Genomic DNA, 15,414 nt, shown 5'->3' on the forward strand with positions numbered 1-15,414 from the left:
AACCGCGAAGGGTAGGCAGCGGGCACGGGCGGGACGCGCGCTTCGTGGATTTCCCGCCTCTTCGGGTGAGGGCGGCCTTGCGGAGTCAGCCGGTGGCCGCCGCCAGGACCGCCTCGACCACGCGGGGCAGCGAATCCGGGTGCAGCCACAGGAAGAGGTTGGGCTCGACGAGCTCCAGCTCCATCACGCACGGCCGCCCGTCCTCCCCGGTGACGAGGTCGACGCGCGCGTACAGCAGCTCGGGCCGCTCGGGTACGGCAGTCAACGCCCGCTCGGCGACGGCGAGTTCGGCCTCGGTCGGGGTCCAGGGCTCCAGGTCCGGGTGGGCGATCTTGTCGGCGTCGTACGCCGTGCCGGGCGCGAGCACCGCACCCTTGCGGCTGGCGTGCAGCAGGCGGCCGCCGAAGAACTGCAGGGCGCGCTCGCCGTCGGTGTCGATGCTCGTCACGAACGGCTGCACCATCGCGGTGAGCCCGTCGGCGTGCATCCGCTCGACGTGCCGTACGGCGGTCTCCCGCTGGTCGGGGGTGTACCGGGCGGCGAACCGGGCGCCCGCGCCGGAGGTGGGCTTCACGACGTACTCGTGCGCCTCGGGGAGCTTCACGGGGTCGCCCGGCGCGAGATAGGCCGTCGGGACCACGGGCACCCCGGCCCGGGCGAGATCCCCGATGTACCGCTTGTCGGTGTTCCAGCGCACGACCCCGGCCGGGTTGGCGAGCCGGGTGGCCTCGCCGACCTTCCGCGCCCAGGCCACGAACTCGGCCGCGCGCCAGCTGTAGTCCCAGGTGGAGCGGATGACGACGAGGTCGTAACCGGCCCAGTCGGCCGCCGGGTCGTCCCAGTGCACGGCCGCCGCGTCGGCCCCGGCCTCCCCCAGCGCCCGCACCAGCACCGGCAGATCCCGGTCGTGGTTCGTCCTGGGCCCGGGATCGTAGGTGGCGACGGCTATCCGGGGGGCGGCTGTGCGGGCCACGGAGGCTCCATTCTCGTACGTCTGCGGCGGCCCCCCGGGAGGTGCCCGGAGGGCCGGTCTCGGGCGCAGGCTAACAACCTCGGAGGCCGGGGGGAGAAGTGGGATTCCGCGGGGTGCTCCCGCTCACGGCACGGACGGTCCCGTGACGGGGCGGCCCTCGCTGTCGTACGGCCAGACGTTGGGGACACAGCCGTTCATGCCCTTGATCTGCTGCATCATCGCCGGGGCGGGCTCGCCCTCGCCGGGGCAGCCGACGTGGCCGTGGCCGAGGAAGTGGCCGACCTCGTGGTTGATGATCAGGGCGCGGTAGGCCTTGACGTCCTTGGCGTAGACGGGGGTGGCCTGTTCCCAGCGTTCGAGGTTGACCATGACGTTGTCGCCGACGTTGCAGTTGTACTCGCCGCCGGTGTTCAGCCCGCCCGCGCCGCAGATGTCGTCGACGGTGCCGGGGGTCGCGACCTTGACGACGAAGTCGGTGCGGCCGCCGGAGACCCGCTGGAAGGCCGAGTCGCCGTCCGCGGTCCAGCCGCGCGGGTCGGCGAGGATGCCCTCCACCTCCTCGGCGACGTCGGCGGTGGACAGTGACAGGCCCTTCTCGACGTCGACCCGATAGCGCAGGGGCGCGCCCTTGCCCACCTTGCCGCTGCCGCCGGAGGCCGTGGTGAACGTGCCCGGCCCGGTCCTGGGGATGGTGACCGGCGAACCGCTGGGGGACGACGACCCCGACTCACCCGGAGACGAACTGGGCGAGGAGGAGGGGCTACGGGAAGCACCGGTGCCGGCACCGGGACTCTGACCGGGGCTGGGGCTGGACGAACGCCGGGACCGCTCGGGCGAGGGCTCGGCGGACGCGCCGGACCCCGCCCCGCCGGCTAACTCCTCCGTGCCGCCGGTCGTCCAGCACACCGCCGCGAATCCGGCGACACCGAGGGCCGCGACGACCCCGAGCCCGCCCCACAGAGGCCCCTTCCCCCATCGTGCGGGGCCCTTCCTCCGCCGCCCTGACTTCTTGCCCGAGTTCTTGCCCGCGCTCTTGGCCGATCCCTGCGCTGCGGTGTGCGCCGAGCCGCTTCGACGGCGGCGGGTGCGCGTGCGGGTGCTGCTGGTGCGGGTGCGTGGAGGTGTTGCGTTGTGGGCGGTCATGTTCCTTCAGAGTGTGATCGGTATGTGATCGGATCTGGTCGAGTCGATCACGAAACGATAACGGGTGATCGGCATGGCTCCGCACCACCGCTTGACCTTCCCCTTCGGTGAAGCCCCAGCATCGATCGCGGAACGAGGAACGGCCAGGAACAGCCAGGAGCGGCCAGGACCGACGGGGAGTCAGGGAGAGCCATGAAGATGCTGACGATCGGGGCCTTCGCGAAGGCGTGCCGGCTGTCACCGAAGGCACTGCGGCTCTACGACGAGCTGGATCTGCTCCGGCCCGCCCGGGTCGACCCGGACACCGGATACCGCTACTACGCCGTCGAACAGCTGGAGCGGGCGCGGCTGGTGGCCTGGCTGCGCCGGCTCGGCATGCCGCTGGCCCGGATCCGTACGGTGTGCGCGCTGGAGCCGGGCCCGGCGGCCCGGGAGATCCGGGCCTACTGGGCCGGGGTCGAGGCCGAGACGGCCACCCGACGCGACCTGGCGGCCTTCCTCGTGGACCACCTCACCCACACATGCGAGGAGAACACAACGATGCTGGAACTCCGTTACGCCGCCCTCTCCGACACCGGCTTGGTCCGCGCCGCCAACCAGGACACCGCCTACGCCGGCACCCGCGTCCTCGCCGTCGCCGACGGCTTCGGCCCGGCCGGGGCCCCCGCGAGCACGGCCGCCGTGGAGGCACTGAAGACCCTGGACCGCGACACGCTCCCGGCGGGCAGCGTGCTGAACCTGCTGGAGGACGCCGTACGGGGCGCGACCGCCGCCGTACGGGACGTCGCGGGAACCGGGGAGGACGGCACGACCCTGACCGCGATGCTCTGGACCGGCTCCCAGCTCGCCCTCGTCCACATCGGCGACTCCCGCGCGTATCTGCTGCGCGGCGGCGAACTGTTCCGGATCACCCACGACCACACCGTCGTCCAGTCGATGATCGACGAGGGCCGCCTGACCCCCGAGGAGGCGACGACCCACCCCCAACCCGCCCTGCTTCTGCGGGCGTTGAGCAGCGACACGGCCATCTCCACCCCCGACCTGCGCCTGCACGACGCCCACCCCGGCGACCGCTACCTGCTCTGCTCCGACGGCCTCTCCTCGGTCGTCCCCGCCCCGGCCATCCAGCACACCCTGGCCTCGATCGCCGACCCCGAGTCGGCCGTACGCGCCCTCGTCACCGAGGCGAACGAGGCGGGCGGCCCGGACAACGTGAGCTGTGTGGTGGCGGACGTGGTGCGGAAGGAGGCGGCGGAGCACGGGGAGCGCTGAGCCCTGAGCCCTGAGATCCTGAAGGCCTGAGCCTCTGGGGGTTCCGACTCCTGCGGGCTGGACCGACCAGCACCGACAGCGGCCCCGCGGCCCTCTCTCGGCCCCTTCAGGAAGGCGGGTCCCCCAGGTCCCGGTTCAGCAGGCGGACCTTGGCGACCATGCGGACGTGGAGGCGCGTCGCGGTGGCCGCCTGCCGGGGCCGCTCGGGGGGATCGTGGTGGCGGTGGTACCCGCGGTGGTCTGGCTGGTGCTGGTGGTCGTACCGGGATTCGGTTGACATGCTCCTCGCCCTGAAGGGCGGGGATTCTGGCCTTCCTTGACTGGTTGCCGTGCCGCTACGCGGCACGGTTTCCGGTCGGGAATCCGTGGCTTCCTGTTTCTTCGCGCTGTGCCGGGACTAGTCCTGGTCTTACCGGCGCTCCGCAGGCCGATACCGCCAGTCCGGCGGCCGTCTTGATATTGATCGCGGCATTGATGTCCCGGTCATGGACCGTGCCGCAGGCGGCACACGTCCATTCCCGCACGTTCAGGGGTTTGGGCCCGTCCACGGTGCCGCAGGTGGAGCAGGTCTGAGAGGTCGGTGTGAACCGGCCGATCGTGACCAGGGTCCGGCCGTACCGTTGCGCCTTGTACTTCAGCCTGCCGATGAACGAGGACCATCCGGCGTCGTGGACGGACTTGGCCAGCCTGGTGCGGGCCAGTCCTTTCACCGACAGGTCCTCCACGGCGATCCCTTGGTTCTCGGAGATCAGCTTCGTGGAGAGCTGGTGGTGGAACTCACGGCGGGCGTCGGTGACCTCGGCATGTGCGCGGGCGACCTTGAGGCGGGCCTTGGCCCGGTTCTTCGATCCTTTCTGTTTGCGGGACAGCTCGCGTTGAGTCTTCTTCAGTTTCTTCTCCGCGCGCCGCAGAAAGCGCGGGGAGTCGATCTTCGTGCCGTCGGAGAGGACCGCGATGGGGGTCCCCCCGGACGGAGTCTGGGGGAGGGTCAGGCCGAGATCGATGCCGATGGTGCGGTCGGTTGCGGGCATCCGGGCTTGGTCGGCGGCGGGGTCGGTGTCGATGACGAAGGAGGCGAAATATCTGCCGGCCGCGTCCTTGATGACGGTGACGGAGGTGGGGGTGGTGGGCAGGGTGCGGGACCATGTCACCTTCACCGCGCCGATCTTCGGCAGGTTCAGACGGCCGCTGTCGGTGATCCTCCAGCGGGCGTTGGCGGTGAACCGGACCGACTGCCGGGCGTCCTTGCGGGACTTGAACCGGGGCGCGCCCAGTTTCGGTCCCTTCCGGGCGCCCTTGAGGGAGGTGAAGAAGTTGCGGTACGCGGCCTCGGCATCCCTCAGGGACTGCTGGAGGACGACGGCGGAGACCTCGCCCAGCCAGGACCGCTCCCCTGTCCGCTTCGCCTCGGTGATCAGCTTCCGGGACAGCTGACCGGCCGTCGGGAACGGCTGTCCAGCCTTACGGGCGTCCTCGCGGGCACGCACCGCGTCGTTGAACACGACGCGGGCGCACCCGAACGCCCTGGCCAGCGCGGTGCGCTGACCGGCATCCGGGTAGAGCCTGAAGGCGTACCGGAGCTGCATGGCGATCACACTAGGCATGTCGAACCCACGTCGTCACCGGGAACGTGTGAACGGTCCGTCACCGTCACGAGGCAGGGTCCGGCTCCGCCGGAACGACACCGCGACGCTCCGCGTCACGGCCACAGGATTCGCTGCACCTCTGGTCTGAAGGCCGGAGCACTGCGAATGATGTCCGGTAGCCCATGGTCAGCAGCGGTACATCGGACGGCGACAACCAAGGAGTACGACACGTGTCCCCTCTCTTCCCGGATCTCACCGGCGACGCCCAGGCCCCCGACCGGCCCGCCCTCCGGTTCGGCGACCGGTCCCTGACGTACGCGGAACTCACGGCCGTGACCGGCGCGCTGGCGGACCGCGTCAAGGGGGGCGGCCGGGTCGCCGTCTGGGCGACCCCCACGCTGGAGACCGCCGTCGCCGTGGTGGCGGCACTGCGGGCGGGCGTACCCGCCGTCCCCCTGAACCCGAAGTCCGGGGAGAAGGAACTCGGGCACATCCTCTCCGACAGTGCGCCGTCACTCGTGCTCGCCGCCCCCGACGATGAACTACCCGCTTCGGTGAGGGAGTTGGAGCGCGTCGATGTCGATGTGCACGACACCGGAAGCGGACCCGCCCCCGACGAGCGGAAGGCCGCCGAGGAGGACGCCGCCCTCGTCGTCTACACCTCCGGCACCACCGGCCCGCCCAAGGGCGCCGTCATCCCCCGCCGGGCCGTCGCGACCACCCTGGACGCGCTGGCCGACGCCTGGCAGTGGACCGCCGACGACGTACTGGTCCACGCCCTCCCCCTCTTCCACGTGCACGGCCTGATCCTGGGCATCCTCGGCCCACTGCGCCGCGGCGGCTCGGTCCGCCACCTCGGCAGGTTCGAGACGGCCGCGGTCGCCCGGGAGCTGTCGGCCGGCGCGACGATGCTGTTCGGCGTCCCGACGATGTACCACCGCCTCGCGGAGGCCCTGCCCACCGACCCGGACCTCGCGAAGGCACTCGGCCGGGCCCGCCTCCTCGTCTCCGGTTCGGCCGCGCTGCCGGTGCACGACCACGAACGGATCGCGGCGGCGACCGGCCGCCGGGTGATCGAGCGGTACGGCATGACGGAGACCCTCATGAACACCAGCGTCCGCGCCGACGGCGAACCGCGGGCCGGCACGGTCGGAGTCCCGCTGCCGGGGGTGGAGTTGAGGCTGGTCGAGGACGACGGCACCCCCCTCGCCGCGTACGACGGCGAGTCGGTCGGCGAGATCCAGGTACGCGGCCCGAACCTCTTCACCGAGTACCTCAACCGCCCCGACGCCACCGCCGCCGCGTTCACCCCCGACGGCTGGTTCCGCACCGGCGACATGGCTGTCCGCGACCCCGACGGCTATGTACGCATCGTCGGCCGCAAGGCCACCGACCTGATCAAGAGCGGCGGCTACAAGATCGGCGCGGGCGAGATCGAGAACGCGCTCCTGGAGCACCCGGGGGTACGGGAAGCGGCCGTCACCGGCGCACCGGACCCCGACCTCGGTGAACGCGTGGTCGCCTGGATCGTCCCGACGGACCCTCAGTCCCCGCCCCCGGCCTCGGAGTTGGCCACCCACGTCGCCACCCGTCTCTCCCCCCACAAACGCCCCCGCGCCGTCCACTACCTCTCCTCCCTCCCCCGCAACGACATGGGCAAGATCATGAAGCGAGCGCTGAAGACGGATGAGTGACCGGCGCCGCTCCGCCCGCGAGGCCATCGCCTTCCTGACGGACGACTTCACCGAACTCCCCACCCCCCACCGGGACTACGCTCCCGACGGCCCCCTCGCCTGGCACGGCTACGACACCTCCCGCGCCCGCGCCGCCGAGCGCACCGGGGAGGAGGAGTCGGTGGTGTGGGGCAGGGCGGTGATCCGCGACAGGACACCGAAGGAGACCGGGGCCGCCCCGACCGGCACGACGACAGGCGCCGCGACCGGCGCTGCGACCGACATCGACACGGCGGCCGGCACGACGACAGCGGGCACAGCGGTCGGCACCACGACAGCGGCCACGGGTGCCGGCACCACGACAGCGGGTACGGGTGCCGGCGCCACGACTGCGGCCACGGGTGCCGCCGCCACGACAGCGGCCACGGCAGCCGGGTCACCGCAGCACGGCGAGGCAGGCGCGAACGGCCCGGCGGACACACCGCCCGGGACCACCCCCGCCGGCACACCGGCCGTACTGGTCTCCTTCGAGTTCGGCTTCCTCGGCGGATCGCTCGGCGAACGCGCCGGCGACCGTCTGGAGGCGGCGTACACCTACGCCCGTGAGCACCGCCTGCCGGTCGTCTCCCTGATCGCGACCGGCGGCAGCCGGATGCAGGAGGGCATGCGCGCGCTCACCCAACTCCAGCGCGTGGCCCGCCAGTCGGCGCTGACGAGCGAGGCCGGGCTGCCCCAGATCGCGGTGCTCCGCGATCCCACGACAGGCGGCGGCTGGGCCGCCCTCGGCGCCGGCGCCGACATCATCCTCGCCCTCCCCGACGCCCAGGTCGGCTTCGCCGGCTCCCGGGTCCGCCCTCCGGACGCGGACCCGGCGGCGTACACGGCGGAGTCCCAGGTGGCGGCGGGCTCCGTGGACGCGGTGGTCCACCCGGACGACCTGCGCGACACCCTGGCCCTCTGGCTGGCCCTCCTGACCACCCCCTCCACGGCCCCCGCACCCCCGCCCCACGCCCTCCCACCTCACCTCGCCCCTGACGAGGGCCGCCGGCCCTCGAGGGGCGCGGGGCTGTACCCATCCGCGACTCCGCCGCGGGGCGCGACCAGCCACCACGCACCCTCAGCCGCCGACGAACCGCTCCCCCCACCCCCACCCCCTACGGCGCCCCTCCTCCCCACCACCGGCTGGGAAGCCGTACAACGCGCCCGCTCCCCCCAACGCCCCCGCGCCGAGGCCTACTTGGACGCCTACTTCAGCCGCCGAGCCCCCCTGCGAGGGGACCGCGTCGGCGGCACCGACCCCGGCGTGCTGTGCGGCTTCGGCGAACGCGAGGGCCGGACCATCGCCTACGCGGCCCAGTGCGGCACCCCCACCCGCCCGGCGGGCTACCGCACCGCCACCCGCCTGATCCGCCTCGCCGACCGCCTCGGCATCCCCGTACTGACCCTGATCGACACCCCCGGAGCCGCGAACGACGCCGAAGCGGAACGTCAGGGCGCGGGCCCCGCCATCGCCGCCCTCTTCACCACCGTCGCCACCGCCCTCACCCCCCTCACCACCCTCCTCATCGGCGAGGGCGGCTCCGGCGGAGCCCTGGCACTCGCCGCCCCCGACCACACCTGGGCCACGCCGGACAGCTACTTCTCGGTGATCGCCCCGGAGCCGGCCACCGCGATCCTCAAACGCCCTCAGGAGCAGACCCGGACGACGGCGGACGAACTCCGGCTACGACCACAGGATCTGGTGGAGCTGGGAGTCGTACGGGGGATCGTCGAACCCGCGACGACCCGCCCCGACAAGACGACACGCCCGGACGCACGCCCACCTGAGTGACGACCGTCCCGGCCCTCCCTACCTCCTCCCACCCGCTCCCACCTCGCCTTTCTCCCCCTCCCGCCCGACTTCCGCGCACCGGACCACCCGTCCGGCCGCACCCCCACCCGGCCCACCCCGACAGGCACCCCGCCCCCACCCCCCGCACGATGCAGAGGGAACCAGGGGACCGCCGAACAGCGGCGGTCCGTACGGTCCGTGCTCTCGGGAGGATCCGCAATGACCGCGATGACCGCCAGTCTGGAGCAGCTGCGCCGCTGCCACTTCGGCGTCGACCTCGGGGCCGCGCGGACCCGGGTGTTCGTGAAGGGCGCGGGCCTGGTGGTGGACCAGCCGAGCGTGGCCGCCGTCAACACCCGCACGGGCGCGCTGATCGCGGTCGGGGAGTTCGCGGAGCGGATGATGGGCCGTACGCCTGACTACATCCGGGTCGTGCGGCCCGTCTCCGGCGGCACCGTGGTCGACATCGAGATGGCCCAGCGCATGCTGCGCCAGCTGCTGGGCGACAAGGTCCGCCGCAACCTGCGCCGCAAGCCCGTCCTGCGCGCCGCCGCCTGCACCCCGCACGACGCGGACCCGCTCGCCCAGCGCGCCACGATCGAGACCCTGGTGGGCCTCGGCGCGCGCCGGGTGGAACTGGTCGACACCCTCATCGCGGCGGCGGTCGGCTGCGGTCTGCCCGTCGAGCAGCCCGAGGCCACCATGATCATGGTGTGCGGTGCGGGGGCCACCGAGCTCGCCGTCCTCTCCCTCGGCTCGGTCGTCAACGCCGTACGCATCCCCGTCGGCGGCGAGGCCATCGACCACGCGATCGTGCAGCACCTTCGCCTCCGCCACGAGCTGACGCTGCCCAGCCAGTCGGTACGACCGCTGCAGCTCGCCCTCTCCGGCAACGGCCTCACCCCGCACGGCCCGGCCTCCACCGAGATCCACGGCCTGGACGTGGCGACGGGGCTGGCCCGTTCGGTCCAGGTGGACACCGCGGCCGTACGCGACGCCATCCAGACCCCTCTCACCGCCGTGGTCGACGGCATCGGCAAGGTCCTGCGCGACTGCCCGCCCGACCTGGTGGCCGACCTCGCCGACCGCGGCATCATGATGGTCGGCGGCAGCGCCCTCCTCCCCGGCTTCGACCAGATGCTCCGTCACGCCACCGGCATGCCGGTCCACATCGCCGAACGCCCCGACGTCTGTGCCGCCCTCGGCGTCGGCGCCATGCTGGAGGGCCGCATCGAGCCCCTCACCCTGGACCGGGTCGGCGACCGGTCTCCCCAGCCGGGGGCCGTCGACGACACCGAACAAGCGGACTGACACGCCGGGGACCAGGGCCGGCGCCGACGGCAGGTTCACCCCGGCCCGGCACGGAGGACCGACCCGACGCCGACGGCCTCCCCCTGCCCGCCGCCTCGCGCTCGCCACCGCCTTCTCCTCGCCGCCTCGCCCTGTCCTCCGCCTTGCCCTCTCCTCCGCCTCGCCCTCGCCCCGGCCCCGCCCTCACTTCCGCCTCGCCCTCTCCTCCGCCCCGCCCTCACCCCGGCCCCGCCCTCACCTCCGCCCCGCCCTCTCCCCGGCCCCGCCCTCACCTCCGCCCCGCCCTCACCCCGGCCCCGCCCTCACCCCGGCCCCGCCCTCACCTCCGCCTCGCCCTCACCTCCGCTTCGCCCTCACCCACGCTTCGCCCTCACCCACGCCTCGCCCCTCGCCCGCCTCCCCCGGCCCGGAGCACGAGGGGGCGGCCGTCGACACGGCGCTCACCTGGCTGTCGCCTCTGTGAGCCCCCGATGCCTCACCGAACGCGCGTACGTGTCGTTTCCGTGCAGGTTCCTTGACGCTAGGGTGATTTGGATGACCGCGGCCGCGGAGGAGAGCGTGCGAATGGCAGGGCCCGTGACCCGGATCGGCATCACCGGACATCGACAGATCCCGGACGGAGCCCTGTCAGCCGTACGCTCGGGCGTCCGGGCGGAGCTACGGGGCATCGGTTCGGTCCGGGCCGTGAGCAGCCTGGCCGCCGGCGCCGACCAGCTGTTCGCCGAGATCGCCCTGGAGTACGGCATCGCGCTGACCGCCGTGATCCCCGGCATGGACTACGAGGCCCATCTCGGCGACGACCGCGTACGGGCGTCGTACCGTCGGCTCCTGAAGTGCTGCGCCGAGCGCGTGCAGTTGCCGCACGAGCGCACCCACGACGAGGCCTACTACGCGGCCGGCCGCTACATCGTCGACCATGTCGACCGCATGATCGCCGTCTGGGACGGCGCCCCCGCCCGCGGCCTCGGCGGCACCGGTGACATCGTGGACTACGCGCGCGGCACCGGTGTCCCGGTGACCGTGTTGTGGAGCCCGGGCGTCGTCCGCCCGCGCTGACGTTCCGCTCCCGCCACCCCGTCAGGAACCCTGTCAGGGGCCCTGTCGGGAGCCCTGTCAGGGGCCCTGTCAGGAGCCGAACCGCACCAGCCAGTCCGTGTGCTGCGGCGAGACCAGGCGCTCCGCCTCCGCGACCGCGTCCGCCCAGCCCTCCTCCGTGACCGTGGTGCTCATCGCCACCCGCAGGGTCTCCAGATCCTGTTCCACGAGCGAGTGCGCGTACGTGAGCGGGCGGTGCCGTCGGACCTCCTGCCAGGCCACCCCGGCCGCCGCCGCGGCGCTCAGCACGCCGGTCAGGTCCCAGCGCCCGATGACGCCCAACGCCCTGAGCACGGAGGCGATCAGGGCCAGCAGCGTGAGCACGGCCGTCATCCCGGACCAGCGCACGGAGGCCTGGTGCGCCTGTCCGGCCCGGTTGCCGTACCAGATCAGCTGTTCCACCACCCGGTCGCGCAGATAGATGTCGCGCCGGGCCGCGAACGGCTTGGCCCGGATCGCCCGCATCATCGGTGTGATCTGCCCGATCCCGTGTCCGGCCGTCCCCTCGCGCTGGTCCTCCCACCCCACTTTCCTCAGCTCGCTCAGACGTTCCTCGAGCCGGGTGGCGAACAGCGCCTCCGGATTGGCGGCCCGGGAGTGGAAGGGGCCTCCGTGCGCCATGTACTGCCAGGCGAGCGATTTGATCACCTCGGCCGCCGCCCGGTGGGCCTGCCAGTGCAGGCGGGAGCGGCGGCGGGACGCGTGGACACCGATCGCGATCGTCAGCACATAGAGCACGGCGGCGATCCAGGAGGGGACACGGCTGTTCACGCGCTCCGACATCGACGCGGTCGCGGTGGCGAGGAGCAGGACGACCAGCTGGGTGCGGACGACCCGGAAGGACTCCCCCTGATGGACCAGTGCCATGCGGTCATTCACCTGGAACAGCGGAGGCAGGTCGTCGTCATTCACCGTGGTGCTCGGGCCGGGCGTTGCGGCCATGAGGGACCTCGCACAGACATATGGAGTGAACGGCAGGTCATGCTCTCGTCAAAATTGGAATCGCACCAGGGCGCCTATCCGGGCACGAGGAACCCTTTACCGCCGAGGCGGACCCTCTTACCACCGACGCCAGGCACCCTTTACCCCAGGAGGCGTGCATGGTATGAGGCGTGCATGATAGAACCATCGGTTACGAAGTCGTCGTAACCTCAATGACCGGGCCCTAGTGCAGGATCTCGTCGGGCGGGGGCCGATGACAGAACGTTCTGGTCCCCCTTGAAGAAGACGAGAAAACTATGAACCCTACGGGCACGACGCCGATCCGCCGACAGGGCGCCACCCGCCCCGCCCCCACGCGGACGGCCACACTCGCGACGATCGACCCGCGTGCGCGCCGCGTCCAGCGGTCCACCGGTCGGGTGACCGACGGTCGCGAGGCGAGCCCCTCCGGTGCGGGCGAGTTCAACTCGTCCATCTAGGCACCGTCACCGAGACCCCAACCTCCTTGTTGATCAAGGAAGTTGGGGTCTCGTCGTGTCAGCGCGGGGTGGCGGGGGCGCGTACACTCCGGAAAAGTGACGGACTCTCACGGCCGGCCGGCGATCCACCAGCTGGTCCTCAAGGTGCACAGCCGCTGCGACCTGGCGTGCGACCACTGCTATGTGTACGAGCACGCGGACCAGAGCTGGCGTGCCCGGCCGGTCGTGATCTCGGAGGACACCCTCGGCCAGGTGGCTCGTCGGCTCGCCGAATACGCGGCGGACGGCGGGCTGGAATCCGTGACGGTCATTCTGCACGGCGGAGAACCCCTGCTCGCGGGCCCGGCCCGGCTGAGGAACATCTGCGCGGAACTCACCCGCGCACTGGCACCGGTCACCGTATTGGATCTCCGAATTCATACGAATGGGGTGCAGCTGAACAGGCGGCACCTGGAGGTGTTCCGGGAATTCGGCGTGAAGGTCGGAGTTTCCCTCGACGGGGACCGGGCCGCGAACGACCGTCATCGGCTGGACCGCCGGGGCCACAGCAGTTACGACCGGGTACTGAAGGCGATCGAACTGCTCCGTCTGCCGGAATACCGGCACCTCTATCAGGGCCTGCTGTGCACGGTGGACGTGGCCAACGACCCGGTCGCGGTGCACGACGCCCTGACGGCCCTGCGGCCGCCCCGCATCGACTACCTGCTGCCGCACTCGACCTGGGACAGCCCTCCGCCCGGCCATGGCCAGGGCACCGTCTACGCCGACTGGCTGCTCAGGGTCTTCGACCGCTGGGAGGAGCAGGGGCGCCCCATGCCGGTCAGGACCTTCGACTCGGTGCTCAGCACCCTGCGCGGCGGTCCCAGCCTCACCGAGGCCATGGGACTCGCGCCGAGCGACCTCGCGGTCGTCGAGACCGACGGTTCCTTCGAACAGGCCGACTCGCTCAAGACGGCGTACGACGGCGCCCCGGCCACCGGCTACGACGTCTTCCGGCACAGCTTCGAGGAGTTCGCGGGGCATCCCGGAGTGCGGGCCCGGCAGCTCGGCGTGGACGGTCTCAGCGACACCTGCCGCGGCTGCCCGGTCGTCGAGTCCTGCGGCGGCGGACTCTACGCCCACCGGTACAGCGACGAGCGCGGGTTCGACAACCCGTCGGTCTTCTGCGCCGACCTGCGATCCCTCGTCGAGGGCGTCGCCGAGCGGATCACCGAACGGGCACTCGTGCCGGCGGTCACCGGCACCGGCGAACTCCGCTCGGCACAACTGCACCTGAACCGGGCACTGCTCGCCGACACCAACGGCCGGCTCGCCGGGACCCCCGACTGGGACGCGGCCTGGCAGCTGTTCGTCCGCCTGGACTCCGACCCGACCGCCGGCGCGCACCTCGACTCCTTCCTCGCCCACCCCTATCTGCGACCCGCCCTGCTCGGCTCCCCGGACGACCCGGGCCACCTTCCCCGGCTCATGGCCGCCGCCACGGCCGCCGCGGTGCGGGCGGGCTCGACGGTGACCCTCGGCTGGCACCACCCGGACGGCGAGGTGCACCTCCCGAGCCTCGGGACCGTCCGGCTGCCGCGTCCCGGACGGGTCGAGTTCACCGTCACCGACGGCGACTTCCGGGTACGGGTGCCGGAGCACGCGGGCGAGGAACGGACCCCGCCGTGGCGGCCGTTGGAGACGCTGCGTCTCACCGAGGAGGCGTCCCTCCTCATCGACGACGCCGATCCGTACCGCGACCGCTACCCGTCGCCCGTGGCGGAGCCGCTGAGCCCGAGCGACCTGGCCCTCTTCGGCAAGCGGCTGCGCGCCGCGTACGGCCTGCTGGACGAGCGCGAACCCGGCTGGCGCGACGGCGTCAACGCGCTCCTCGCCACCACGATCACCCCGCTCGCCGCGGGCACCGGACTGCGGGTCTGCGCCGACGCGCCGGGGGCACTGGGCGTGGCCGTCGACTTCGAGCCCGAGGAGTTCGTCGGCGCACTGCCGTTGCTGGGGCGGCGGTCCAGACTCGCCGGCCTCCGGCAGATCGCGGATCTCACCGTGCCCGGCACGGGTGCCGGCCGACTGCTCGACGAGGCGAGCGAGTACCTGGGCAGAGCGACCGCGTCACCGGCCCGGTCCGCCGAGGATCTCCGGCGGGCCCGCCACGCCCTGGACCTGCTGGCCGCCCGCCCTCCCGGTGAACTCACCGAGAGCGGCGCCTACTTGGTGGAGGAGATGCACACGGAATGGAGGGCGCTCCATGGCTGACGCCACACGGTCGCAGGACCCGTTGAGCCGTTTCCGGGCCACGCTGGCCGAGTTGGGCGTCCGCCCGGGCGGGGTCCTGATGGCGCACGCCTCGCTGAGGGGCAGCGGCCTCTCCCCCACCGCCGTACGCGACGCCCTGCTCAGCGCCCTCGGGCCGGGCGGCACGCTCGTCGTGCCCGCCTTCACTCCGGAGAACTCCGACACCTCCCGCGAGTACGCCGACCGCACCGAGGGGATGGACGAGCCGCAGAAGGCCGGGTTCCGGGCGTCGATGCCGCCGTTCGATCCGGAGAGCACCCCCTGCCCGACGATGGGCGCGCTCGCCGAGTGCGTACGGACCACGCCGGGCGCCGTGCGCAGCGGTCATCCGCAGACCTCCTTCGCCGCGCTCGGACCCCGGGCGACCGAGCTGCTCGGCGACCACGACCCGCACTGCCACCTCGGCGAGCGTTCGCCGCTGTCCGAGCTCTACGAGGCCGACGCGGAGATCCTGCTGCTGCGCGTGGGGTTCGAGGTGTGCACGGCGTTCCATCTCGCCGAGTACCGGTTGTCCCCGCCGCCGCCGACCCGGACGTACCGCTGTGTGGTGCGGGACAGGGGCTGGATCGAGTACGAGGACGTCGATCTGTACGACGGGGACTTCGAGGAGATCGGTGAGCGGCTTCCGCGTGATCTTCGCACTGAGCGGGAAGTGGCAGGAAGGACCACCGTGCTCATCGGGATGCGTGACGCCGTGGACACCGCCCTGAAGCAGATGTCCGGATATCGCTGGGAAATGACGTGAAACAAGCCGCCGGGCACAGGTGGCGATCAGGCACATTGTTGGTTCGCCCGGATGGCGCCTTCGGCGGGGTCG

Annotated in this window: 13 protein-coding genes; 8 read left to right on the forward strand and 5 right to left on the reverse strand. The window is 72.3% G+C overall.

The genetic code is table 11. The features are described from left to right. Window positions 1-85: 85 nt before the first annotated feature. Entirely contained in the window at window positions 86-973 is an 888-nt protein-coding gene (locus OG272_RS14855) for a hypothetical protein (protein ID WP_328222960.1), read from the reverse strand. Between the two features lie 123 nt (window positions 974-1,096). Further along, window positions 1,097-1,933, reverse strand: a complete 837-nt coding sequence (locus tag OG272_RS14860) for a DUF3152 domain-containing protein (protein ID WP_328508202.1) — start codon at window positions 1,931-1,933, stop codon at window positions 1,097-1,099. A 375-nt stretch (window positions 1,934-2,308) separates the two neighbouring features. On the opposite strand from OG272_RS14860, the gene OG272_RS14865 reads away from it, so the two are divergent. Further along, complete coding sequence (locus OG272_RS14865; protein WP_405893596.1) at window positions 2,309-3,388, forward strand: MerR family transcriptional regulator; 1,080 nt, start codon at window positions 2,309-2,311, stop codon at window positions 3,386-3,388. Between the two features lie 106 nt (window positions 3,389-3,494). Here OG272_RS14865 and OG272_RS14870 read toward each other — a convergent pair whose 3' ends face one another. Both OG272_RS14870 and OG272_RS14875 read right to left on the reverse strand, forming a co-directional pair. Continuing rightward, on the reverse strand, window positions 3,495-3,668 hold the full coding sequence (locus OG272_RS14870; protein WP_405893598.1) for a hypothetical protein: 174 nt from the start codon (window positions 3,666-3,668) through the stop codon (window positions 3,495-3,497). 55 nt (window positions 3,669-3,723) lie between these two features. After that, window positions 3,724-4,974 carry an RNA-guided endonuclease InsQ/TnpB family protein gene (locus OG272_RS14875; RefSeq protein WP_405893600.1) on the reverse strand — a complete coding sequence of 417 codons (1,251 nt, stop codon included), beginning with the start codon at window positions 4,972-4,974 and terminating at the stop codon, window positions 3,724-3,726. 230 nt (window positions 4,975-5,204) lie between these two features. Here OG272_RS14875 and OG272_RS14880 point away from each other — a divergent pair, with 230 nt between their 5' ends. The 4 genes from OG272_RS14880 to OG272_RS14895 all read left to right on the forward strand — a co-directional run bounded on the left by OG272_RS14880 (window position 5,205) and on the right by OG272_RS14895 (window position 10,845). Beyond that, complete coding sequence (locus tag OG272_RS14880) at window positions 5,205-6,668, forward strand: acyl-CoA synthetase (RefSeq protein WP_328507291.1); 1,464 nt, start codon at window positions 5,205-5,207, stop codon at window positions 6,666-6,668. Next, window positions 6,661-8,478 carry a carboxyl transferase domain-containing protein gene (locus tag OG272_RS14885; protein WP_405893601.1) on the forward strand — a complete coding sequence of 606 codons (1,818 nt, stop codon included), beginning with the start codon at window positions 6,661-6,663 and terminating at the stop codon, window positions 8,476-8,478. The genes OG272_RS14880 and OG272_RS14885 overlap by 8 nt, the downstream gene beginning before the upstream one ends. 228 nt (window positions 8,479-8,706) lie before the next feature. Then, window positions 8,707-9,789 carry a rod shape-determining protein gene (locus OG272_RS14890; protein WP_326585842.1) on the forward strand — a complete coding sequence of 361 codons (1,083 nt, stop codon included), beginning with the start codon at window positions 8,707-8,709 and terminating at the stop codon, window positions 9,787-9,789. 564 nt (window positions 9,790-10,353) lie between these two features. Then, entirely contained in the window at window positions 10,354-10,845 is a 492-nt protein-coding gene (locus OG272_RS14895; protein ID WP_326583026.1) for a hypothetical protein, read from the forward strand. Window positions 10,846-10,914: 69 nt separating this feature from the next. On the opposite strand, the gene OG272_RS14900 is transcribed toward OG272_RS14895, so the two are convergent. After that, complete coding sequence (locus OG272_RS14900; protein ID WP_405893603.1) at window positions 10,915-11,826, reverse strand: DUF4231 domain-containing protein; 912 nt, start codon at window positions 11,824-11,826, stop codon at window positions 10,915-10,917. Between the two features lie 296 nt (window positions 11,827-12,122). On the opposite strand from OG272_RS14900, the gene OG272_RS14905 reads away from it, so the two are divergent. The 3 genes from OG272_RS14905 to OG272_RS14915 all read left to right on the forward strand — a co-directional run bounded on the left by OG272_RS14905 (window position 12,123) and on the right by OG272_RS14915 (window position 15,342). After that, a complete protein-coding gene (locus tag OG272_RS14905; RefSeq protein WP_326583024.1) occupies window positions 12,123-12,305 on the forward strand; it encodes a hypothetical protein in 183 nt (60 codons plus the stop codon). Between the two features lie 96 nt (window positions 12,306-12,401). Further along, window positions 12,402-14,558, forward strand: a complete 2,157-nt coding sequence (fxsBH, locus tag OG272_RS14910) for a radical SAM/SPASM protein FxsBH, inactivated beta-hydroxylase extension form (RefSeq protein WP_405893604.1) — start codon at window positions 12,402-12,404, stop codon at window positions 14,556-14,558. Next, window positions 14,551-15,342 (forward strand): AAC(3) family N-acetyltransferase, encoded by a 792-nt coding sequence (locus tag OG272_RS14915; RefSeq protein ID WP_328222968.1) that lies wholly within the window; start codon window positions 14,551-14,553, stop codon window positions 15,340-15,342. Before fxsBH ends, OG272_RS14915 begins: the two co-directional genes overlap by 8 nt. Window positions 15,343-15,414: the final 72 nt, after the last annotated feature.

The sequence above is a fragment of the Streptomyces sp. NBC_00104 genome, assembly GCF_045160825.1.
Classification (GTDB): Bacteria; Actinomycetota; Actinomycetes; order Streptomycetales; family Streptomycetaceae; genus Streptomyces.